The 21,366-nt window shown below is 66.7% G+C and carries 20 protein-coding genes and 2 pseudogenes; 6 read left to right on the top strand and 16 right to left on the bottom strand.

Annotation, left to right across the window (positions count from 1 at the left end):
* The 4 genes from AO501_RS34095 to AO501_RS34080 all read right to left on the bottom strand — a co-directional run.
* Positions 1-363 (bottom strand): PE family protein (locus AO501_RS34095; protein ID WP_082659023.1); only part of this gene is annotated, 363 nt, incomplete at its 3' end.
* Between the two features lie 240 nt (positions 364-603).
* A complete protein-coding gene (locus tag AO501_RS34090) occupies positions 604-1,437 on the bottom strand; it encodes an SDR family oxidoreductase (protein ID WP_055581975.1) in 834 nt (277 codons plus the stop codon).
* 53 nt (positions 1,438-1,490) lie between these two features.
* Positions 1,491-2,432, bottom strand: a complete 942-nt coding sequence (locus AO501_RS34085; protein WP_055581974.1) for an enoyl-CoA hydratase — start codon at positions 2,430-2,432, stop codon at positions 1,491-1,493.
* Between the two features lie 99 nt (positions 2,433-2,531).
* Positions 2,532-3,131, bottom strand: a complete 600-nt coding sequence (locus AO501_RS34080) for a TetR/AcrR family transcriptional regulator (RefSeq protein ID WP_055581973.1) — start codon at positions 3,129-3,131, stop codon at positions 2,532-2,534.
* A gap of 169 nt (positions 3,132-3,300) precedes the next feature.
* Between AO501_RS34080 and AO501_RS37625 the strand changes: the two genes are divergently transcribed.
* The 3 genes from AO501_RS37625 to AO501_RS34070 are packed head-to-tail and all read left to right on the top strand — an operon-like array spanning position 3,301 to position 5,594.
* Complete coding sequence (locus AO501_RS37625; RefSeq protein ID WP_156452933.1) at positions 3,301-3,465, top strand: hypothetical protein; 165 nt, start codon at positions 3,301-3,303, stop codon at positions 3,463-3,465.
* The gene (locus tag AO501_RS34075; protein WP_055581972.1) at positions 3,465-4,967 is read left to right on the top strand and encodes an alpha,alpha-trehalose-phosphate synthase (UDP-forming); all 1,503 of its coding nucleotides are present in this window, start codon (positions 3,465-3,467) and stop codon (positions 4,965-4,967) included. Before AO501_RS37625 ends, AO501_RS34075 begins: the two co-directional genes overlap by 1 nt.
* Before the next feature lie 48 nt (positions 4,968-5,015).
* Positions 5,016-5,594 (top strand): hypothetical protein, encoded by a 579-nt coding sequence (locus AO501_RS34070; protein ID WP_055581971.1) that lies wholly within the window; start codon positions 5,016-5,018, stop codon positions 5,592-5,594.
* Here the strand turns inward: AO501_RS34070 and AO501_RS34065 are convergent.
* From AO501_RS34065 to AO501_RS34010, 12 genes and pseudogenes are all read right to left on the bottom strand, one after another.
* A complete protein-coding gene (locus AO501_RS34065) occupies positions 5,591-6,082 on the bottom strand; it encodes a mammalian cell entry protein (RefSeq protein ID WP_055581970.1) in 492 nt (163 codons plus the stop codon). The two genes, AO501_RS34070 and AO501_RS34065, sit on opposite strands and share 4 nt — an antisense overlap.
* Positions 6,082-6,812: pseudogene (locus AO501_RS34060) on the bottom strand (mammalian cell entry protein). The gene AO501_RS34065 and the pseudogene AO501_RS34060 overlap by 1 nt, the downstream one beginning before the upstream one ends.
* 8 nt (positions 6,813-6,820) lie before the next feature.
* Positions 6,821-8,494: a virulence factor Mce family protein gene (locus AO501_RS34055; protein WP_055581969.1), complete on the bottom strand. Its 1,674-nt coding sequence runs from the start codon at positions 8,492-8,494 to the stop codon at positions 6,821-6,823.
* Positions 8,495-8,505: 11 nt separating this feature from the next.
* Positions 8,506-9,660: a virulence factor Mce family protein gene (locus AO501_RS34050; protein ID WP_055581968.1), complete on the bottom strand. Its 1,155-nt coding sequence runs from the start codon at positions 9,658-9,660 to the stop codon at positions 8,506-8,508.
* Positions 9,657-11,087, bottom strand: a complete 1,431-nt coding sequence (locus AO501_RS34045; RefSeq protein ID WP_055581967.1) for a virulence factor Mce family protein — start codon at positions 11,085-11,087, stop codon at positions 9,657-9,659. The genes AO501_RS34050 and AO501_RS34045 overlap by 4 nt, the downstream gene beginning before the upstream one ends.
* Positions 11,084-12,247 carry a virulence factor Mce family protein gene (locus tag AO501_RS34040; protein WP_082659022.1) on the bottom strand — a complete coding sequence of 388 codons (1,164 nt, stop codon included), beginning with the start codon at positions 12,245-12,247 and terminating at the stop codon, positions 11,084-11,086. Before AO501_RS34040 ends, AO501_RS34045 begins: the two co-directional genes overlap by 4 nt.
* Entirely contained in the window at positions 12,162-13,217 is a 1,056-nt protein-coding gene (locus AO501_RS34035) for an MCE family protein (RefSeq protein WP_055581966.1), read from the bottom strand. The genes AO501_RS34040 and AO501_RS34035 overlap by 86 nt, the downstream gene beginning before the upstream one ends.
* Positions 13,217-14,419 (bottom strand): MCE family protein, encoded by a 1,203-nt coding sequence (locus AO501_RS34030; protein WP_055581965.1) that lies wholly within the window; start codon positions 14,417-14,419, stop codon positions 13,217-13,219. The genes AO501_RS34035 and AO501_RS34030 overlap by 1 nt, the downstream gene beginning before the upstream one ends.
* A gap of 5 nt (positions 14,420-14,424) precedes the next feature.
* Entirely contained in the window at positions 14,425-15,267 is an 843-nt protein-coding gene (locus AO501_RS34025) for an MlaE family ABC transporter permease (RefSeq protein ID WP_055581964.1), read from the bottom strand.
* Between the two features lie 45 nt (positions 15,268-15,312).
* On the bottom strand, positions 15,313-16,077 hold the full coding sequence (locus tag AO501_RS34020; protein WP_055581978.1) for an MlaE family ABC transporter permease: 765 nt from the start codon (positions 16,075-16,077) through the stop codon (positions 15,313-15,315).
* 193 nt (positions 16,078-16,270) lie between these two features.
* A complete protein-coding gene (locus AO501_RS34015; RefSeq protein WP_055581963.1) occupies positions 16,271-17,176 on the bottom strand; it encodes a 3-oxoacyl-ACP reductase in 906 nt (301 codons plus the stop codon).
* A gap of 25 nt (positions 17,177-17,201) precedes the next feature.
* Positions 17,202-17,393, bottom strand: a complete 192-nt coding sequence (locus AO501_RS34010; RefSeq protein WP_055581977.1) for a ferredoxin — start codon at positions 17,391-17,393, stop codon at positions 17,202-17,204.
* A gap of 217 nt (positions 17,394-17,610) precedes the next feature.
* On the opposite strand from AO501_RS34010, the gene AO501_RS34005 reads away from it, so the two are divergent.
* From AO501_RS34005 to fadD17, 3 genes and pseudogenes are all read left to right on the top strand, one after another.
* Positions 17,611-18,792: an acyl-CoA dehydrogenase gene (locus AO501_RS34005; protein ID WP_055581976.1), complete on the top strand. Its 1,182-nt coding sequence runs from the start codon at positions 17,611-17,613 to the stop codon at positions 18,790-18,792.
* A 25-nt stretch (positions 18,793-18,817) separates the two neighbouring features.
* Positions 18,818-19,903 (top strand): acyl-CoA dehydrogenase family protein, encoded by a 1,086-nt coding sequence (locus tag AO501_RS34000; RefSeq protein WP_055581962.1) that lies wholly within the window; start codon positions 18,818-18,820, stop codon positions 19,901-19,903.
* A gap of 88 nt (positions 19,904-19,991) precedes the next feature.
* Positions 19,992-21,302 (top strand): annotated as a pseudogene (gene fadD17 / locus AO501_RS33995) (long-chain-fatty-acid--CoA ligase FadD17); the annotation flags it as partial.
* Positions 21,303-21,366: the final 64 nt, after the last annotated feature.

Below are 21,366 nucleotides of genomic sequence, written 5' to 3'. Positions count from 1 at the left end.
GGCGGTGGGGGCCGGACGGCCCGTCAACAGGCTGACCACACCTTGCAACTGCTGCTCCGCGTTGCGCAGCGAAGCCGCGATGGCAGTCTCGGTGCCGGCATACCACTGCGCACCCGCGTTTAGCGCCTGCACGATGCGGGCGTTCACAGCGGCCGCCACCTGCGCGCTGATGGTCTGGTACTGCCTGGCCTGCAGGCTGAGGAACCCGTTGACCGCCGCCGATATCTCGTCGACACCGAGCGCCGCCAACTGCGTCGTGGGAGCCGCCGCCGCGGCGTTGGCAGCAGTCAGCGTGGAGCCGATACCGGCGACATCCGCGGCCGCGGCCGCCAGCAGCTCGGGCCCGACAATCACATACGACATGTCCAATTCCTTCGATCACGAGACATATTCGCCTATAACAGGCATATAACGAACGGATCGGCCGAAGGTAGCACCTACTGGTCCAGAGGATGGACAGAAACCACGAATTTGAACACGCAGGCGGGTGTTGTCAAAAGACTTCACAAAAAATCAATAATGCGCAACGCGCATACCAATTGGCGAGGATATTTACTCAGCGCACCGCATTTGAGCGCGATAATCGGCGGGCCGCAGCGGCCCCTACACCACGCCGCGCAGCGCGTCGGCGCCGAACATCTGCTCCATCATCGACGAGTAGTCCGGGCCGCGCCGCACCATGTGGCCGCCGTCGACGTTGATGCACTGGCCGGTGATGAAACTGGCCGCATCACTGAGCAGGAACATGGCCAGGTTGGCGACGTCCTCGACCTCACCGATCCGGGGCAGCGGTGTGCAGAGCGCGTAATCGCCGCTGATCTCGGGCGACTGGATGACGCTGGCGTCCACCAGATCGGTACGGATCAGGCCCGGACGAATGCTGTTGGCCCGCACCCACGACGCCCCGAGTTCATCCGCGGCCAGGCGCATCATGTGGTCGATCGCCGACTTGGTGACCCCGTACGGCCCGAACCACCGGTGGGTGTTGCTGGCGGCGATCGACGAGATCGCCACGAAGGACCCTCCGCCGCCGCGTACCAGCTCCCGGGCGGCGTGCTTGAGCACGTACATGGTGCCGTTGACGTTGAGGTCGACCGTGCGCCGCCAGGCCTCCGAATCGGTGTGGGTGAGCGGTCCGACCGTCAGCGAGCCGCCCGCACTGTGCACCACCCCGTGCAGTCGGCCGTGCCACGCCGTTGTCGCCTCCACGGCGCGGGAGACCTCGTCTTCATTGGTGACGTCGGCCGGTTGGTAGCGGATCGATCCGGACAGCTGCAGGCCTTCGATCTCGGCGACCGCCTCGGCCAGTCGGTCAGCGCTGCGGCCCACGATCATGACCGACGCGCCGCCGTCGACCAACCCGGTGGCCACAGCCTTGCCGATACCGCTGCCGCCCCCGGTGACCAGGTACGTCCGGTCTTGGAATGAAAGCTGCACTGCCGGTCCTTCCGCTGAAACTGAAACACGTTTCAACTATCGAACCATGGCGGTTACGGCGTATCGCGGCGGGCAACCTTGGTGGGCCGGGCGGTGCGCCAGTCCTCGACGTCGGGCGGCAGGCCGACGGGGAATCTGTTCTCGTTGTGCGCCGCCCAGTGCGCGTGCCCGAGTTCGTGAACGTGAAACGCGTGGCGCAGCGCCTCGGTGAATCCCATCGCGTCGGCGGCGGCGTTGACCGACGCCTTCACCAGAAGCGATGCCATGGTTGGCCGTTCGGCGATACGCCGGGCGAACTCGAGGGTCTTCTCCTCGAGATCGTCGAGCGGGAACACCTTGGACACCATGCCCAGCCGGTAGGCCTCGTCGGCGTCCAGCGAATCACCGGTCAGCAGTAGCTCTTTGGCTTTGCGGGCGCCGAATTCCCATGGGTGGGCGTAATATTCGACACCCGGCATACCCAGCCGCACCGCGACGACGTCGCTGAACCTCGCGTTGTCGGCGGCCACGATCAGGTCGCACGCCCAGATCAGCATCAACCCGGCCGAGATCGCGTTGCCCTGCACCTGGGCGATGGTGATCTTGCGCAGGTCGCGCCAGCGCCGGGTGTTCTCGAAGAAGAAGTGCCACTCCTGGTGGTAGAGCTTCTCGACGATCGGCTCCAGGGTGGCGCCGTGGGACCGGAAAGTCGGATGCTGCTGCGGCCCGGGCTTGCGCTCCAGCATCGCCTCCTCCGACCCGAGGTCGTGTCCGGCGGAAAAGTTGCGGCCGCGCGCGCCCAGGATCACCACGCGCACGGTGTCGTCGGCCTCCGCGCGCGAGAACGCCTCGTCGAGCTGCACCAGCAGGGTGCGGTTCTGCGCATTGTGGGCGTCGGGCCGGTTCAGCCAGATCCGCGCGATGCGGCCCTCGTCCAAAGTCTCGTAGACCACCATCTGCGGGGCTTCGCCGTTCTGGGAGTCAGCGCCGGCGTTGGCCTGATCGGAAACAGTCATTCCGCCCACCTCTACTTGTCACGGGCCTGGGCTTTACACATTACGGCGAGTGTGTAACCGGGTTGCCGCTGGGTTGGGCCGATCGCCACCGTCCGTCGATCACAGCCCGGACGCGGCCAGGTGCTGGACCATGAGCGTGTGCGCCATATTCCGAGCCCGCTGGGCAGCGCAGGGGTCACCCTCCGACCCGGCGATAACAGCGCCGATGAGAAGTATGGTCATCGACTCGACAAAGGAGCGCACATCGGTCAATTCGGCCCGCAGGGCACGCTCACGGACCATCTCGCGAATGCTGAAAAGGCAGTTCATGCTGACCTCGTCGGCATGAACTTGTCGACCCATCTCCATCAACACCGTCAAGGGTGACCCACCCTGGTAGCCGTCGAAGTCGACGATCCAGTCGTGCAGGACGTCAAAAATGGCCAGGATCTGCCCCTGCGCCGTACCTCCTCGTAACCGCGACTTGAGTTCGAGTAGCGAGCACGTCCAGAGCTGGTCGCGGCGTCTCAGCACGGCCGTGGTCAATGCCCGGGCATCGGGAAAATGCCGACACAGTTCCGCGCGGCCCAGGCTAACCGCGGCAGCGACGTCATCGAGGTCGATCGCGCGCACGCCGTGCGTGGCGAACAGCGCGTATGCGGCGCTGAGAATGCGTTCGCGCCGACTCGCGTGGGATTCAGAGCGTGCCTCCGCAGTCATGGATACGGTTAGCCTCCGGCAGTCGGCCCCCACTTACATGACAGATAATACATGAAACATGTCTCGTGTATTTGGCTGCGTGCTTCTCGGCGACCGTCCAGGTCGGCCGCAACGGCGCTCGCAGCGGACTCGGCACGGGCCGCGGGCCGTCTTGGCTTAGCATTGTGCAATGCCAACAAAAACGGACCATGGTGACATCGGCGACGTGGAACCGCTGGCCGACAGCACCGCAAGCCAGGCCCGGCGCGTCGTCGCCGCCTACGCCAACGACGCCGATGAGTGCCGTGTCTTCCTGTCCATGCTCGGTATTGGTCCGGCGAAGCACGAAAACTGATGGCTGCCAGGAGCGGCCGGGCCTCGCGAGCCAAGTCCGCAGGTTTCGGCGACTCCGATTTCGTGGTGGTCGCCAACCGGTTGCCCGTCGACATGGAACGGCTGCCCGACGGCAGCACCACATGGAAGCGCAGCCCCGGCGGGCTGGTCACGGCCCTCGAGCCGCTGTTGCGCAAACGCCGCGGCGCGTGGATCGGGTGGCCCGGCCTGGTCAGTGACGATGTCGATGAGCCGGACCAGGAACCGATCGTCCAGGACGAACTGCAACTGCATCCGGTCTGGCTGAGCGCCGAGGATGTCGCGGAGTACTACGAGGGTTTCTCCAACGCCACCCTGTGGCCGCTCTATCACGACGTCATCGTCAAGCCGATCTACCACCGCGAATGGTGGGACCGCTACGTCGACGTCAACCGCCGGTTCGCCGAGGCCACCGCACGCGCGGCCGCCAAGAACGGCACCGTCTGGGTGCAGGACTACCAGCTGCAACTGGTGCCCAAGATGCTGCGAGCGCTGCGCCCCGACCTGACCATCGGCTTCTTCCTGCACATCCCGTTCCCGCCGGTCGAACTGTTCCGGCAGCTGCCGTGGCGCACCGAGATCATCGAGGGCCTGCTGGGAGCCGACCTGGTGGGATTCCATCTGGCCGGTGGCGCCCAGAACTTTCTGGTGCTGGCCCGGCAACTGATCGGGGCCAACACCTCGCGGGGTTCGGTCGGGGTGCGGTCGCGCTTCGGCGAGGTGGAGCACGAGTCCCGCGTCGTGCGGGTGGGCGCGTTCCCGATCTCCATCGACTCCGGCGAACTCGACCACGCCGCCCGGGACCGCAACATCCGGCGCCGGGCCCGCGAGATCCGCGCCGAGCTCGGCAACCCGCGCAAGGTGCTGCTCGGCGTCGATCGGCTCGACTACACAAAAGGCATCGACGTTCGGCTGCGAGCCTTCAACGAGCTGCTTGAAGAGGGCCGCGCCAAGCGGGATGACACCGTGCTGATCCAGCTGGCGACGCCCAGTCGCGAGCGGGTCGAGAGCTATCAGATTCTGCGCAACGACATCGAGCGCCAGGTGGGCCACATCAACGGCGAGTACGCCGAGGTCGCCCACCCGGTGGTGCACTACCTGCACCGCCCGGTCCCCCGCGACGAACTCATCGCGTTCTTCGTGGCCAGCGACGTCATGCTGGTCACCCCGCTGCGAGACGGGATGAACCTGGTGGCCAAGGAATACGTCGCCTGCCGCAGCGACTTGGGCGGCGCCCTGGTGCTGTCCGAATTCACCGGTGCCGCAGCCGAACTCCGCCAGGCGTATCTGGTCAACCCGCATGACCTGGAGGGCGTCAAGGACGCGATCGAGGCGGCGCTCACCCAGACCGAGGAAGAGGGCCGGCGCCGGATGCGCGCGATGCGCCGGCAGGTGCTCGCCCACGACGTAGACCGTTGGGCCCGTTCGTTTCTCGACGCGCTCGCCTCAGGTGCCGAAGACACCCAGCCGGGCGCGCGGAGCTGACCGCCCGATTCCATGGTTTTCGCGCCGGATCGCTGTGATACTGAACGGGTGAAAATCCGTCGCGGGCTGGCCGCCGGTGCCGCCATCGGCTCGGCCGTCGCAATAGGCATGGCGCTGGAATCGGAAAGCCCGGCATATGCGATCGGTCCTCCGGCCGACGGCGCGTACGCGTTCAACCAGGCCGGCGTCTCCGGGGCCACCTGGAACATCTCGGCCCTGTGCGTGCAGCCGTCCGGAACCCGGAACATGAACGACTACTCCGACCCGATCGTGTTCGCGATGAACTGCGCGCTCAACGTGGTGAGCACCACGCCGGCGAACAACAGCCGCGCCGAGCATCTGCAGAACTTCAGCGCCCGCGCCCGGATGAGCAGCATGCTGTGGACTTTCTCGGTGAGCAAGCCCGAGGGTGTGGCGTGTCCCGGCGGCGGCTTCGGCGAGACCAGCGAAACGTACGCCTTCAGCGACGAGAGTCTGACCGGCACCCACACCACCCTGCACGGGGCGGTGTGCGGGATGCAGCCGGAGATGAAGAAGGAACCGTTCTCCCTGCAGCTGGTCGGACCACCGCCCAGCCCGGTCGAGCGTTACCCGTTGCAGTGCAACGACATTGCTATGTGCTTCTAGATCGGCGTGATGTAGGAGATCAGCCACTTTCCGTCGATGCGCTTGAATTCCACGCGCAGGCGGCTGCCGTCGTAGTGCGGCTCGCGTGACTTGTCGGTCACGATGCGGTTCATGTAGACTATCGCGGTGGCCGAATTGCGTTTGGCGGCCATGACTCCCACGCCCACCACGTCCGCCTGGACCACCATCTCCCGCTTCTTCGCCTCGGGGATGATCTGGGCGTTGACGACCTTCTTGAACTCCTGGCGGTAATCGGGCGTCAGCAACGGGTAGACGTCGTTGAGGCTGCGCTCGATGGTCTGGAAGTCATAGCCGAAGAACTGCGGAATCTCCTTCTGGGCCAGCTTCGGCAACTCCGCCCGCGCGGCCTGTTCGCCCTGGCTCTCCACCCGGTCCCAGTAGAACCAGCCGCCGATGGCCGACAACGCCACCACCGCGGCCACGGCCAGTGCTCCGGCGACCGGGAGCAGCCACCGCAGCCGGCGCATTAGTTGCCTCCGTTGGGATACATCAGGTCATACGCCGTCATCTGGCCGCGCTCGTCCTGGTGCACGATGACCCGCAGCCGGTACGGCTCGGACGGTTTGTTGACCCCGTCGACGTCGGCGACGGTCACCCGCACCGCGACCAGCACCGACGCGTTGTCGCTGACGTTGTCGATGCTTTCAGGGCGGCGCCGTTGATCACCGCTTCAGACGTCGCGTTGGTCTTGCGGTACAGCTGCTTGAGGAACTCGACGTTCTCGGCGCCGAACTTGCTGCGCAGCGGGCCGCTGGTGCCGTTGACGAACCGGGTGACCGACTCGTCGATGGTGTCCTGGGTGTAGCTGTACATGTTGACCACGGTCTGGGAGGCCGTGTCGACGAAGCGCTGCTCGCGGGCCTGGCGCGCGTCGGCAGTGCGGTGCTGTCCGGCCAGAGCCAGTACACCCCACACCAACCCGGAGATCACCAGCACCGAGGCCGCCAGCGAGACCCAGCCGACCATCCGGCCATTGGGCCGGCGCCGCCGCGGCGGCCGGGCGTTGACGGATTTGCCGCCTTTGGCCGGTCGCTTCGGTGCGGGTCTGGTCTTCACGGCGACGGCGGCCGGGACCTCGCTGGTGTCCTCGGCTTCGGCGGCGCCGACCGACGCGCCTTTCGGCGGCCCCGCCGCGCGCGACGCCCGCCGGCGGACGCGCTGGGTCGTCGGTTCTTCTTCTGTCACCACTGGATCCACTAAATCCGTTATGAGTTCTTCGGCGCGAGCATGAGGTCCACCCAGCTCTCGGCGTTGGAGGTCCCGGTAACGCCGGACGCGAAGATACCAGTGCCGCCCGCCGGATCCCTGAACCGCCCGGTAGACGGGTCATAGGTGGTGGTGTAGGCGGCCCCGTTGGCCTCCGGCGCCGGACCGGTGCCGACCGGTGGGCCGGGCGGCTCGATGTACTTGGGGTACGGCAGCTGCGGGGGCACCGGCGGATAGTTGGGCGGCATCCACGACGGGTTACCCGGCGGCGGCGGCACGTTGTTGGGCGGCGGCGGGTCGTAGGCGGGCTGGTTGGGCGCCGGACCCGGGCCGGGCGTCACCCCAGGCGGAGGCGGGCCGACGATCGGGATACCCGGATCGGGATCGGCTCCCGGCGGGATGTACGGGAAGTGGTTGGGCGGCAAGACGTTCAGCCCGTTGGTGACGGGGGTGCCGTAGGGGATCGGCGGCCCGCGCCACGGGTTGGTGCCGACCGGCACATATCCGCGCGGGTCACGGCACAACTGCACCGTCGGTGCCCGCTTGCCCGGGAACTCCTGGCACGGGTAGTTGCGGGCGCCACGCACGGTACTCGGATCGTTCTGCGCGGTCTTGCAGTACATGTCGCGCGGGACTTCCCGGACCGTCTCGTCGGCGGGCGTGCGCATCAACGGCGACGGGATGAACCCGGTGCTACACGGCGGCGGGTCGTTGAGGTCGAGCTTGAAGTCCAGCTTCGCGCCTTCGTCCTGCGGTGCACCGCCGGCGGCGGTGGTGATCGCGGCGAACAGAGCCGGGAAGACGACCAGCAGTTGCTCGATGGACTTGTGGTAGATCACGCCGACCCGGCCCAGGTTGGCCATGTTGGCCGCCAGCGCCGGGAAGGACGGGCGGATGCCGGAGAAGGTCTCGTTGGCCTCGTCGAGCGCGCCCGGTGCGGTGGCCAGGGTGTCGCGCAGCCGCGGGTCGGCCCGGCGCACCTCGGAGGTGAAACGCGCCAGCCCGTCGGACAGCGACTTGATGTCGGCACCCGCGCGGACCTGGGCCTGCAGGAACGGTCCGGCCTGGTCGATCAGCTGGGAGACCTGTGGGTAATTGGTGTTCGCCTCGTCGACCAACTGCCGGGCCGACTCGACCAGCCTGGCCAGTTCCGGTCCGGTGCCGTTGGTGGCCAGGAACGCCTCGTGCAGCACCTCCCGCAACCGGGTGTCACCGAGGCTGTTGACCAGGGTCTCCGCCTTCTTCAGCAGGTCGGCGACGTCCTGACCGATGCGGGTGTTGGCCCGGTCGATCTTGGCTCCGTTGCGCAGCTTGCCGGGCGCGGGGTTGGCCGGCGGCACCAGGTCGATGTACTGCTCACCGATCGCCGACACACTCTTGACCGTCGCCGTGACGTTCGACGGGATCGGTGTGCCGCTGTTGAGCCGCATGTCGGCGGTGACGCCGCTGGGATTGAGCTGCACCGAATCCAACCGGCCCACCGCGACACCGCGGTAGGTGACGTTCGCGTTCTTGTAGATACCGCCGCCGGCCGCGAAGTCGGCGCTCACACCATAGGTGCCGATGCCGAACGTAGACGGCAGGCGCAGGTAGAAGATCGCCATCACGGTCAGGGTGATCACGGTGATGACCGCGAAGATGGTCAGCTGGATCTTTGTGAGTCTGTCGATCATCGTCCCCGCCTCTACTGTGCCGCCGTGCCGGGCGGAATCTTGAACGGGTCGGCGGCTTGTCCGGACAGGTTCGCCATTTCACCCATCAGGAAGTCGGGCGCGTTGAGCACCTCGTCCATGTGCATCATGTTGGGGTCCAGGGCGTAGCTGGTGGTGAAGAAGGTCTCTCCGAGCCGGCGCAGCGTCAGGTCGAACGTGGTGAACACGTTCAGGTAGTCGCCGCGCACCGCCTGCTTGATGCCGAAGTTGGGGAACGGGAACGTCAGCATGATCTGCAGCGAGGTGACGAAGTTCTTCCGGTTGTCGTTGAGCGCCTTGATCGCCGAGTACAGGTCTTTGAGGTCCGCGGCGAAGTCCGCCTTGGTCTTGGACAGCACGTTCGAGGTGACCTGCGCCAGCCGGTTGAGGGCACCGAATGCCGCAACGATGTTGTCCCGGTTCTTGTTCAGCACGCGAAGTGCTTCGGGCAGCGTGTCCAGCGCCCGGCCCAGGTTGTCCTTGTCCCGCGCCAGGATCGAGGAGAACCGGTTCAGCCCCTCGACCGCGGAGATGATGTCGTTGACCTGCTTGTTGAGGCCCGATGTCAACTCCGCCAGGCGGGGCACCAGGTCGACAAACTGGCCCTGCCGTCCGGCGACGGCCTGGTAGGTCTCGTCGGTAATCTCTTCCAGCGCACCGACATTGCCCTTGTTGACCACCACTCCGAGAGCGGAGAACACTTCCTCGGTGGTCGGGAAGCGACCGGTCCGGGACTCCGGGATGCGTGACCCGTTACCCAGCCGGCCCGTCGGCGCCTGGTCGGTGGGCGGGGCCAGGTCGATGTGCAGCGAACCCAGCAGCGAGGTCTGGGCGACCTTGGCCACCGCGTTCGCCGGCAGCACCACGTTCTTGTCCAGCGCCAATTTCACTGCGGCGTAGAAGGATCCGTCGGAGCGTTGCTCGGCCGAGATGCCGGACACGCTGCCCACAGTGACGTCGTCGACCATGACCGGCGAGTTCTGCGGCAGCGTCGACACATCCGGCAATTCGACGGTGATCGAGTAGGCGCCGCCGCCGTGGCCGGCAGTGCCGGGCATCGACAGGGAATTCAGCCCGCCGAAGGAGCAGCCGGCGAGCAGTGTGCTGCCCGTGACGAAGACGCCGGCCCGCAACAGGATTCGCTTCATCGACCCGCTCCTTGCTCGGCAGGCAACGGTCCGGGGAGCGGACCCGGGGCCGCCGCCGGTGCCGCCGGCACCGGACCGGGCGCCGGTCCCGGTGCGGGTCCGAAGCCCGGTGGCGAAGCCGGGCCGGGGCCGGGAGCGGTCGGGACGAACAGGTTCTGCAGGTCCGTGATGTTGCTCGGCTTCGGCTGGCCCGAGCCCTTGGCCGGAATCCAGGTCAGCTCCGGCACCGGGGTCTCCGCCTTGGCCGCGGTGGCCGGGGTGTCGTAGATGATCTGTCCCTTATAGGCCGTGATCGTGTTGATCGGGTGGAACATGATCGGCGGGAAGTTGACGGTGAGCCGGCGCAGCACCGGGCCCAGCCGCTCGCGGCAGATCTCCGCGCGCTTGAAGTACTCCGGACCCGACGGCCCGGCCGCGGTGTCGAAGGAGCCACCGCAGATGAACTGCACCGGGTTCATGAAGTTGGGCAGCGACAGCAGGCCGTTCAGGGTGCCCTGCGCCGGGTCATAGATGTTGTAGAAGTTGGTGATACCGGGACCCGCGACGTGCAGGACCTGTTCGATGTTTTCGCTCTGGTCGCTCAGGGTCTGGGTGAAGTCGGTGAGCTGGTTGACCGTTTCGATCAGCGTCGAGTTGTTCTCGTGCAGGAATCCGCGGACGTCCGAGAGCGCCTGGTTGAGCGAACCCAGGGTGTGGTCGAGATCCCGCGAGCTGTCCGCGAGCACCTGCGACACCGAAGCCACGTGCCCGGCGAACTGCACGATCTGCTCGTTGCTCTGCGACAGCGCGTCGACGAGCACCTGCAGGTTCTTCACGGTGCCGAAGATGTCGCTGCGCGAATCTCCAAGGCGCCCAGCGACTTGCGCGAGCTCACGCAGGGCGTTGTGGAACGAGTCGCCGTTGCCGTTGAGGGTGTCGGCGGCCTGGTTGATCGCCGCGCCCAGCGGGCCCTGCATTTCGCCGGCCGCCGGGCTGAGCGAGACGGACAGCTGGGTCAGCGCTTCCTTGACCTCGTCCCACTCCACCGGCGCGGCGGTGCGGGTCAGGTCGATGCTCGCGTTGTCCGGCAGTGAGGGTCCGCCGGTGAAGGCCGGGGTGAGCTGAATGAACCTGGCCGCCACCAGGTTCGGCGACATGATCACGGCCTTGGCATCGGCGGGGACCTTGACACCGTCTTTGACCCTCATGGTGATCTTGACATCCGACGGACGCGGCTCGATGGACTCGATCTCCCCCACCGGCACGCCCAGAATGCGAACCTGGTCGCCGGGGTAGAGCCCGACGGCCGAGGTGAAGTAGGCGGTGAGCTTGCGCCCGCCACCGCCGGCCGAGAACAGCACGTAGGCACCGCCCACCAGCACCGCCACCAGGACGACGATGGTGACGGTCCGCCAACCCTTGCTGCCGAAGCGCTTCGCAGTCGTCATGGTGATTTCGGCCTAATCGTCCAGCGCTCCTGGATCATGCCGCGCAGGTAGTCGGCGAAGCTGTCGGGCAGCTTGCCCGGTTGGAAGACCACGTCGAACATGGTGGCCACCAGCGGTGCCGGGATGGCGCCGAAGACGTTGACGTTGAAGCCGGGACCCGAACCGACCACCTCGCCCAGCGTGGTGGCGTACGTCGGCAACCTCTTGAGGGCTTCGGTGATGTAGTCGCGGCGCTCGTTCAGGTTGGCCAGCACCTGGTTGATCTTGGTCAGCGCCGGGCCGAATTCCCGGCGGTTGTCGTTGACGAAACCGGACAACTGCGCGGAGACGTCGTCGATGCCGGAGATCAGCGCACTCAATGCCGAACGGCGCTCATCCAGCGCGGCGAACAACTGGTCGCCCTGGTCCACCAGCTTCTTGACCTGTCCGGCCCGGTCGGACAACACCGCCGTCACCGACTTCGCATGCGCCAGCAGGCCTTGCAGCGCCTCGTCGCGGCTGTTCAGGGTGCGCGACAGGGTGGTCACCCCGTCCAGCGCGCCGCGCAGCCCGGGGGTGGCGTCGTGCAGCGTCTCGGTGAGCACCTTCAGTGCGTGCTCGAACTGCGGCTTGTTCAGGTTGTTGGCGTTCTGCCCGAGATCCTCGAGGGCGCCGGCCAGGGTGTAGGGCGTCGTCGTCCGGCTCAGCGGGATGGTGGTCGCGTTGCCCGAGCCGGCCGGGCTCACCGACACCGAGCGCTCGCCCAGGATGGTGTCGGTGCGGATCGCGGCCAGCGACTGGTCGCCGACGACCACATGGCGATCGACGCTGAAGGTGATCTTCGCGGTGTCACCGGCCAGCGCGACGTCGGACACCTTGCCCACCTTGACGCCGGAGACCAGCACGTTGTTGCCGGGCGTGATGCCACCGGCGTCGCTGAAATATGCCGTGTAGGTCTTGCCCTGCGGCCAGAACGGCAGCCCGGAGTAGCCGAATGCGATCAGGACGACGAAGGTCACCACGGCCAGCCCGATGATGCCGGTGCGGAGTGGATCCTGGTCGCGCTTACTGCCGGGCTTTTTCTTGCCTGGCTTCTCAGGATTTGGCAAAGGCGCACCTCCCCTTGCTGGAGTCCACCTGGCCGCCGAGGCCCAGCCGGATGTCGGAGCCCGCCGGTCCATTGATCTTGATCGTCACCGAGCAGAAGTAGATGTTGAAGAACGACCCGTAGGTGCCGAGCGCGGCCAGCCGCAGGTAGTCCTCGCCGAGCTGCTCGACGTCGTTGTTGATCTCGGCTTTGCGGGTGTCGAGTTCGGTGGCGAACGGCCGCGCGTTCTCCAGCACACCCTGCAGCGGCCGGCGCGAATTGCGCAGCAGCTCAGTCAGATCCGTCGTCGTCGAGGCCAGCGGCGGGATGGCGCCGGCGATGGTGTCCTTGTTCTTGGCGAGCCCCTCGATCAGCTGCTGCAGCTGGTCGACGCTGGCCGAGAACTGGGCACTGCGCTGGTCGACGGTGCCCAGCACGGTGTTCAGGTTGGTGATCACATCACCGATCAGCTGGTCGCGCTTGCCCAGCGCGCTGGAGAAACTACTGGTGTCGGCGAGCACGTTGGCCAGCGCACCGCCCTGGCCCTGCAACAGCTCGATGACGGCGCTGCTGATCGTGTTGATCTTGTCGGCGTCCAGCCCCTTCAGCACCGGCTTGAGCCCGCCGAGCAGCGCGTCGAGATCCAGTGCGGGCTGGGTGTGCTGGGCGTTCATGGTGCCGCCCGGGGGCAGCTTGCGCAGCTCGCCGGGACCCGAGGTGATCTCCAGGAAGCGGTCGCCGACCAGGTTCTCGTAGCGGATCACCGCCCGGCTGGACGAGTACAGCGTGTAGCGGGCGTCGACACCGAATTCCACGTCGACGGTGTTGTCCGGGTTGAGCTTGACGCCCGACACCGCGCCGACGGGCACACCGGCGATACGCACCTTCTGTCCGCCCTTGAGCTTGGACGCGTCCAGGAAGGTGGCGTGGTAGGTGTTCTCCGACCCGAACCGGAAGTCGCCGAACACCACCACCAGCGCGGCGCTCGCCAGCACCATCGTGACGACGAAGATGCCGACCTTGATCATCATCGACCGGTGCGACGGCATTGCCCCGGAGGCCATCAGAAGTCATCCCGTTCCGCGAAGGCGCCGTGGAAGAGGAACTGCAACGTCGACGGCGCGTCGAATTGGAACTCGGTGAACGGCTCGTAGGGGATGAGCGCATTGTCGGTGACCAGGAACGGGGCGCGATAGAACGATCCGCCGGTCTGCTTGGTCGGAATGTCAGGCAGGCCACGGCAGTTCGGGCCGCCGGAGGCGTTGACGATGGGCAGCGCCTCCGGATACGTGTAGGCGGGGGCACCGATGACGAAGCTCGACGAGGTGAACAGACCCGCCTTGCGGACACCGATCAACGGCGCGAACTCCTTGATGCCGCGATCGATTCCGGCCAGCAGGCAGCCGAATTCCGGTGAGTAGTCCGCCGCCACCTTCAGCGGGGCCCGCAGCCGGTTGATGGTGTCGATCAGGTTCTGCTCGGCCGGTGCCAGTGTCTCGTAGCCGTTGTTGGCCAGGCCGATCGCGGCCAGCAACGTGGTGTTGAGGTTGCTCTGCTCGTCGACGACGGTCTTGCTGATCGTCGGCAGATTGGCGAACACCGTGTTCAGGTCGGGTGCCGCGTCGCCGTAGATGTTGGTCACGATGCCGGCCTTGCGGAAGTCCTCCTGCAGCGTCGGCAGCTTCGGATTCGCTTGGCGGGTCAGGGTATTGAGGCCCGACAGCAGCCCGCCCAGGTCGTCACCATGGCCGCGCAGGCCTTCCGACAGCGCGCTAAGGGTGCCGTTCAACTCGACCGGGTCGACCTTGTGCAGCAGGTTGGTCAGGGACTGGAACAGGGTGTTGACCTCCAGCTGCACCGCGGAAGCCTCCACCGTGGAGTTGGGGCGCAGCGACGTCTGGGCCGCCGTCTGGGGCGGAATGAACTCCACGGATTTGGCGCCGAAGATGGTGTTCCCCGCGATGTGCACCGTGGCGTTGGACGGGATGAAGTGCAGGTCGTCGCTGTAGATGGCCAGCTTGAGGCGCGCCTGGTCGCCGCTGTAGCTGATGTCCTCGACCTTGCCGATCTGGATTCCGCGGAACTTGACCTTCGCCCCCGGCTCCATCACCAAGCCGGCGCGCTTGGACGCGACGGTCACCGTCTCGGTTGAGGTGAACGCCGCGGTGTAGGACAGGTACGTCAGGACGGCCGCCGCCACCAGCAGGCCGGCGAGCGTCGCCGCAGCGATCCGCCCGGCGGTCTTTCGTGATCCAGTGCCTGCCATAGCCCTTACCCGGAGAGGTTGAAGTTGCCGGACGCTCCGTAGACGGCGAGCGAGATGAGCAGGGTGATGACGACGACGACGATCAGCGAGGTGCGTACGGCCTGACCGACCGCGATGCCCACCCCCACCGAACCGCCGCTGGCGTTGTAGCCGTAATAGGTGTGCACCAGCATGACCGCGATCGACATCGCGATGGCCTGAGCGAACGACCAGAGCAGGTCCGACGGGATCAGGAACGTGTTGAAGTAGTGGTCGTAGAGGCCCGCCGACTGTCCGTTGATGAAGACTGTGGTGAAGCGGGCGGCGAAGAAGGCGGCCAGCACCGACAGCGAGTAGAGCGGGATGATCGCCACCAGACCCGCGATCAGCCGGGTGGACACCAGGTAGGACACCGAGTGAACCGCCATGCACTCGACGGCGTCGATCTCCTCGGAGACCCGCATCGCGCCCAGCTGGGCGGTGGCGCCGGCGCCGATCGTCGCCGCCAGCGCGATGCCGGCGATGACGGGGGCGACCACGCGGACGTTGAGGAATGCCGAGAGGAATCCGGTCAGCGCCTCGATGCCGATGTTGCCCAGCGACGAATAACCCTGCACGGCAATGACACCGCCGGAGGCCAGCGTCAGGAAGGCCGCGACACCGACGGTGCCGCCGATCATGATCAGGGCGCCGGCGCCGAGGGTCATCTCGGCGATCAGCCGGATCGTCTCTTTGCGGTACTTCGTGAGCGCGTTGGGGATGTAGCGCATGGTCTCGCCGTAGAACAGCGCCTGCTCACCGAAGTTGTCGACCGGGTCGGCGAACCTCGAGAAGAAGCGCTTGAAACGGAGTGTGGCGTCGTAGCTCATCGCATGATCACCATCGCTCGTTCACCGTCATCTGTTACCCCGCCCCTACTTGGCCGAGATTCTGACGCCGATGGCGGTCATGACGACGTTGATGACGAAGAGGCAGATGAACGCGTAGACCACGGTTTCGTTGACCGCATTGCCGACTCCCTTGGGACCGCCCTTGACGGTCAGACCGCGGTAGCAGCCGACCAGACCAGCCATGACTCCGAACAGCAGTGCCTTGACTTCGGCGAGGATCAGCTCGCGCAGTCCGGTGAGCACGGTCAGCCCGTTGATGAACGCACCGGGGTTGACGCCCTGCAGGAAAACGGAGAATGCGTAGCCGCCGGACAGGCCGATGATGCACACCAGGCCGTTGAGCAGCAACGCGACCAGCGTGGAGGCCAGCACCCGGGGCACCACCAGTCGCTGGATGGGGTCGATGCCGAGCACCCGCATCGCGTCGATTTCCTCGCGGATGGTGCGGGCACCCAGGTCCGCGCAGATGGCGGTGGCGCCGGCGCCGGCCACCACGAGCACCGTGACGATCGGACCGAGCTGGGTGATGGTGCCGAATGCCGTTCCGGCGCCGGACAAGTCGGCGGCACCGATCTCACGCAGCAGGATGTTCAGGGTGAAGGCGACCAGAACGGTGAACGGGATGGACACCAGCAGCGTGGGCACCAGCGACACCCGGGCGACCATCCACGTCTGGTCCAGGAACTCCCGCATCTGAAACGGCCGCCGGAAGGCGGCCCGTGCGGTCTCGATCGACATCTCGAAGAAGCCACCGACAGCGCGAGCCGGCACGGCAACTTTCTGCAACAAGTCCGGTCCCCCAATCTGCTGCTCGCGGCGAAGTGCTATCTCTGCCCTGAACACACCGTTGGATGACTCGTTGCTTGGTGTGAGCCGGCTCATACTAACTAGAACAAGTTCTGAGTGTCGATGAAGCTCGAAAAATTTTGTGGCAATTATGCCTAGCTGGTATTTCTCCTCTACCTGAGCCCGGTACGGCTGATCAGTCCATCAGCCCGGTGGCGGCGAAGTTCACGTCCGGGTCGCGCTCGGCAAAGTAGTCCTGCAGCGTCGCGCTCAGCTGGGCGGGCTCCCAGGCCGGGGCGCCCGCGTCGAACTGGTGCTCCGCGGTGGGCGCCGCCACCAACGTCACACGCGGGCCGTAAACGATGAAGACCTGACCGTTGACCGCGGCCGCCTCGGGCGACGACAGGAACTGCACCAGGCTCACCACGTGATCCGGCGACAGGGGGTCGATCTCGCCGTCCTCCGGTGCGGCCCCGAACACATCGGCGGTCATCGCGGTGCGCGCCCGGGGACAGATTGCGTTGGCGCACACGCCATATCGGCCCAGTGCCCGTGCCGCCGACAGGGTGAGCGCGGTGATGCCCGCCTTGGCGGCGCCGTAGTTGGCCTGCCCCACCGGACCGACCAGCCCGGCTTCCGATGAGGTGTTGACGATGCGGCCGAAGACGCGGCCGTCGCCTTCCTTCGCCTTGCTGCGCCAGTAGGTGGCGGCGTTGCGGGTGAGCAGGAAGTGCCCGCGCAGGTGCACGGCGATCACCTGGTCCCAGTCCTCGTCGCTCATGTTGAACAGCATCCGGTCGCGGGTGATGCCCGCGTTGTTGACGACGATGTTCAGGCCACCCAGGCCGTCGGCGGTGGCCACGAGTTCGTCGGCGGTCTCGCGCCGGCTAATGTCGCCGGCCACCGCCACCGCCTTGGAACCCGCCGAGCTGATCTCGTCGAGGACGTCGGAAGCGTCCAGGCCCGAAGCGATGTCGTTGACGACGACGGTGGCGCCGAGTCGGGCCAACCCGATCGCCTCGGCCCGGCCCAGACCCGCCGCGGCACCGGTCACCACCGCGACCTTGCCGGAGAGATCGGTCGCGTTCGTGTTGCTGCTCAATTTATGAATACCTCTAGTTTCCTCGTCAGTCCTCACGCAACAGTGCCGCGCGGGGGCATTCGGCGATCGCCTGCTCGGCCAGATCCTCCTGATCCGGCGGGATCGGATCGGTCTTCACCACGGCGTAGTCCTCGTCGTCCAGGTCGAAGATATCCGGTGCAATTCCCAAGCACACCGCGTTACCTTCACACCGGTCACGGTCGACAATCACTCGCACGGCACCCTCCTTGGAAACTGGGCAGGAGTCAGGAAACACGCCTGGTCCGAACTCGATCAATATGTAGCACCACCATAGGGCCCCGTTGCGCGTGACCATAGGGTCGCTGGATTCCGAGACTAGAACGTGTTACAACCGGGAGAACGAATGGGTGGCCGCCGGCGTGCGTTTCGGTGGCCGGCACACAGAGACGATCGCTCGATCGGAGGCGGCGGGAATGCGCATCAGTTACACCCCCGAACAGGAGGAGCTGCGTCGCGAGCTGCGGTCCTACTTCGGCAAGTTGATGACACCGGAACGGCGCGAGGCGCTGAGTTCGGTGCAGGGCGAATACGGCACCGGCAACGTGTACCGCGAGACCGTCGCGCAGATGGGCAAGGACGGGTGGCTGACCCTGAACTGGCCCAAGGAGTACGGCGGTCAGGACCGCGAGCCGATGGACTCGCTGATCTTCACCGACGAGGCGGCCATCGCCGGTGCTCCGGTGCCGTTCCTGACGATCAACAGCGTGGCGCCGACGATCATGGCCTTCGGCACCGACGAGCAGAAGAAGTTCTTCCTGCCCAAGATCGCCGCGGGTGAGTTGCACTTCTCCATCGGCTACTCGGAGCCGGGGGCGGGCACCGACCTGGCCAACCTGCGCACCACGGCGGTCCGCGACGGTGACGAGTACGTCATCAACGGCCAGAAGATGTGGACCAGCCTGATCGCGTACGCGGACTGGGTCTGGCTCGCGGTACGCACCAACCCGGAGGCCAAGAAGCACCGCGGCATCTCGATGCTGGTGGTGCCCACCACCGCCGAGGGCTTCTCCTGGACGCCGGTGCACACCATGGCCGGTCCGGACACCAGCGCCACGTACTACAGCGATGTGCGGGTGCCGGTGACCAACCTGATCGGCGAGGAGAACGCGGGCTGGAAGCTGGTGACCAACCAGCTCAATCACGAGCGCGTCGCGCTCGTCTCGCCGGCGCCGATCTTCATGTGCCTGCGGGAAGTCCGGGAGTGGGCCCAGAACACCAAGGATGCCGGCGGCGGACGTCTCATCGACTCGGAGTGGGTGCAGCTGAACCTGGCCCGGGTGCACGCCAAGGTCGAGGTGCTCAAGCTGATCAACTGGGAGCTGGCGTCGTCGTCGAGTGAAAACCTCTCTCCCGCGGACGCTTCGGCCGCCAAGGTGTTCGGTACCGAGCTGGCCACCGAGGCCTACCGGCTGCTGATGGAGGTGCTCGGCACCGCGGCCACGCTGCGCCAGGACTCCCCCGGCGCGCTGCTGCGCGGTCGCGTCGAGCGGATGCACCGGGCGTGCCTGATCCTGACCTTCGGCGGCGGCACCAACGAAGTCCAGCGCGACATCATCGGCATGGTTGCCCTCGGGCTGCCCCGGGCCAACCGCTGAGTTTTCCGGCAGGAGAAGGATATTCATGGATTTCTCGACAACCGAAGCGGCACAGGACCTGGGCGGCCTGGTCGACACCATCGTCGACTCGGTCTGCACTCCTGAACACCAGCGCGAACTCGACAAGCTTGACCAGCGTTTCGACCGCGACCTGTGGCGCAAGCTCATCGACAGCGACATCCTGACCAGTGCGGCCGCCACTCAGGTGGGCGGCGACGGTTTCGGGGTCCTCGAGCAGGTCGCGATCCTGGTCGCGCTCGGGCACCAGTTGGCCGCGGTGCCCTACCTGGAGTCGATCGTGCTGGGCTCCGGTGCTCTGGCGCGGTTCGGCTCCGAGGAGTTGCAGCACAGCTGGGGCTCCGAGGCGGTGCGCGGTGAGAAAATTCTGACGGTCGCACTCGACGGCGAGATGGGCGACGGGCCCGTGCAAGCCGTGGACGGTCGGCTGACCGGCAGTCGCACCCAGGTGTTCTATGGCCCTGCCGCCGACGCCTTCCTGGTGCCCGCTGAAACCGATTCCGGCACAGCGGTCTACCTGGTCGCCGCGGACGACCCCGGGGTGACGGTGACGCCGCTGGAGACCACCGGGCTGGGCAGCGTCGGCCACCTGGCGCTGGACGGCGTCTCGGTGGACGATGCGCGCCGGGTGGGCGGACCCGAGGTGGTGCTCTGGCTGCGCACCATCTCCACCCTGGGCCGCAGCGCCTACCAACTCGGCGTGCTGGAGCGCGGACTGCAGATGACCGCCGAATACGCCCGCACCCGCGAGCAATTCGACCGCCCGATCGGCAGTTTCCAGGCAGTGGGTCAGCGATTGGCCGACGGGTACATCGACGTCAAGGGCCTGCGGCTGACGTTGACCCAGGCCGCGTGGAAGGTCGCCGAGGACATCCCGGCGGAGATCGATGTGGCGTCCGCGGCGTTCTGGGCGGCCGACGCCGGCCACCGGGTGGCGCACACGATCGTGCACGTGCACGGCGGCGTCGGCGTCGACACCGATCACCCGGTGCACCGATACTTCCTGTCCGCCAAGGAAACCGAGTTCGCACTGGGCGGGGCCACCGGGCAGCTGCGGCAGATCGGCCGGGAACTGGCGGAGACTCCCGCTTGAATCCTGTCCTTGGCCGAGCGTGAAGCCAGCCGCACGCTCGACGTCGAGGGTGCAGCCAGCCGCACACTCGCGATGAAGAGGAAGTGACTTGAACGAACCGACGGTCACCGCGCTGCTGCGACCGCTGGCCGAGATCGACGACCGCGGCGTGTACTTCGAGGACTCGTTCACCAGTTGGCGGGACCACCTCCGCGACGCCGCCGCCCTGGTGGCGACGCTGCGGGAGCGCCTGGACCCGGCCCGGCCGCCGCACGTCGGCGTGCTGCTGGAGAACACGCCGTTCTTCTCGGCGGTGCTGGCCGCGGGCGGGCTGTCCGGCATCGTGCCGGTGGGGCTGAATCCGGTGCGCCGCGGCGCGGCCCTGGCTCGTGACATCAAGCACGCCGACTGCCAGTTGGTGCTCGCCGATACGAACTCGGCTGGGGCGCTGGACGGTATCGATCACCTCAATGTCGACTCAACCGAGTGGGCCGAAGAGGTTGCCGCTCATCGTGATGCCGAGCTGCAATTCCAATCAGCTTCTGCCGCTGACCTTTTCATGCTGATCTTCACTTCGGGAACCAGCGGCGAGCCGAAGGCGGTGAAGTGCAGCCACGGCAAGGTAGCGGGAGCCGGCATGGGAATGACTCAGCGCTTCCGGCTCGGCGCCGACGACGTCTGCTATGTGTCGATGCCGCTGTTCCACTCCAATGCGGTGCTGGTCGGCTGGGCGGTGGCCGCGGCATGCCAGGGTTCGATGGCCCTGCGGCGCCGGTTTTCGGCGTCCGGCTTCCTGCCTGATGTGCGCCGGTACGGCGCCACCTACGCCAATTACGTGGGCAAGCCGCTGTCCTACGTACTGGCCACGCCCGAGCAGCCCGACGACGCGGACAACCCGTTGCGCGCCGTCTACGGCAACGAGGGCGTGCCACGGGACATCGAGCGGTTCGGCACCCGGTTCGGCTGCCGCGTCCAGGACGGTTTCGGGTCGACCGAACTCGGTGTGGCGATCGCCCGCACGCCGGATACCCCGTCGGGTTCCCTGGGCCCGCTGCCGGACGGCGTGCAGATCGTCGACCCGGAGACCGGCGTGCCGTGCCCCCCGGGAGTGGTCGGCGAACTGGTGAACACCAAGGGCGCCGGCGGTTTCGAGGGCTACTACAACGACCCCGCAGCCGAGGCCGAACGGATGGCCGGCGGCATTTATCACAGCGGGGACCTCGCGTACCGGGACGAAGCGGGCTACGCCTACTTCGCCGGCCGCCTCGGCGACTGGATGCGCGTCGACGGCGAGAACCTGGGCACCGCCCCGATCGAACGGGTGCTGCTGCGTCACCCGGAGGTGACCGAGGTGGCGGTGTATCCGGTACCGGATCCGGCGGTGGGCGACCAGGTGATGGCTGCGGTCCCCTCTCTGCCAACCTGGGTTGAGGCACCCGCCCCCTGACAATTAGTGACCCGAGGGCGGGGATGGAGAGACTCCC

Origin of the sequence: Mycobacterium gordonae, assembly GCF_001417955.2 — a bacterium.
In the GTDB taxonomy this organism is placed as follows: Bacteria; Actinomycetota; Actinomycetes; order Mycobacteriales; family Mycobacteriaceae; genus Mycobacterium; species Mycobacterium gordonae_B.
This window is presented reverse-complemented; position numbering and strand designations above follow the sequence as displayed.

Bases quoted from the DNA above. Each gene is read 5' to 3' on its own strand.
- AO501_RS34085 (WP_055581974.1), bottom strand. From the start codon at position 2,432: ATGACTGTTTCCGATCAGGCCAACGCCGGCGCTGACTCCCAGAACGGC.
- AO501_RS34080 (WP_055581973.1), bottom strand. From the start codon at position 3,131: ATGACTGCGGAGGCACGCTCTGAATCCCACGCGAGTCGGCGCGAACGC.
- AO501_RS37625 (WP_156452933.1), top strand. From the start codon at position 3,301: ATGCCAACAAAAACGGACCATGGTGACATCGGCGACGTGGAACCGCTG.
- AO501_RS34075 (WP_055581972.1), top strand. From the start codon at position 3,465: ATGGCTGCCAGGAGCGGCCGGGCCTCGCGAGCCAAGTCCGCAGGTTTC.
- AO501_RS34065 (WP_055581970.1), bottom strand. From the start codon at position 6,082: ATGCGCCGGCTGCGGTGGCTGCTCCCGGTCGCCGGAGCACTGGCCGTG.
- AO501_RS34055 (WP_055581969.1), bottom strand. From the start codon at position 8,494: ATGATCGACAGACTCACAAAGATCCAGCTGACCATCTTCGCGGTCATC.
- AO501_RS34050 (WP_055581968.1), bottom strand. From the start codon at position 9,660: ATGAAGCGAATCCTGTTGCGGGCCGGCGTCTTCGTCACGGGCAGCACA.
- AO501_RS34045 (WP_055581967.1), bottom strand. From the start codon at position 11,087: ATGACGACTGCGAAGCGCTTCGGCAGCAAGGGTTGGCGGACCGTCACC.
- AO501_RS34040 (WP_082659022.1), bottom strand. From the start codon at position 12,247: ATGGACCGGCGGGCTCCGACATCCGGCTGGGCCTCGGCGGCCAGGTGG.
- AO501_RS34035 (WP_055581966.1), bottom strand. From the start codon at position 13,217: ATGGCCTCCGGGGCAATGCCGTCGCACCGGTCGATGATGATCAAGGTC.
- AO501_RS34030 (WP_055581965.1), bottom strand. From the start codon at position 14,419: ATGGCAGGCACTGGATCACGAAAGACCGCCGGGCGGATCGCTGCGGCG.
- AO501_RS34025 (WP_055581964.1), bottom strand. From the start codon at position 15,267: ATGAGCTACGACGCCACACTCCGTTTCAAGCGCTTCTTCTCGAGGTTC.
- AO501_RS34005 (WP_055581976.1), top strand. From the start codon at position 17,611: ATGCGCATCAGTTACACCCCCGAACAGGAGGAGCTGCGTCGCGAGCTG.
- AO501_RS34000 (WP_055581962.1), top strand. From the start codon at position 18,818: ATGGATTTCTCGACAACCGAAGCGGCACAGGACCTGGGCGGCCTGGTC.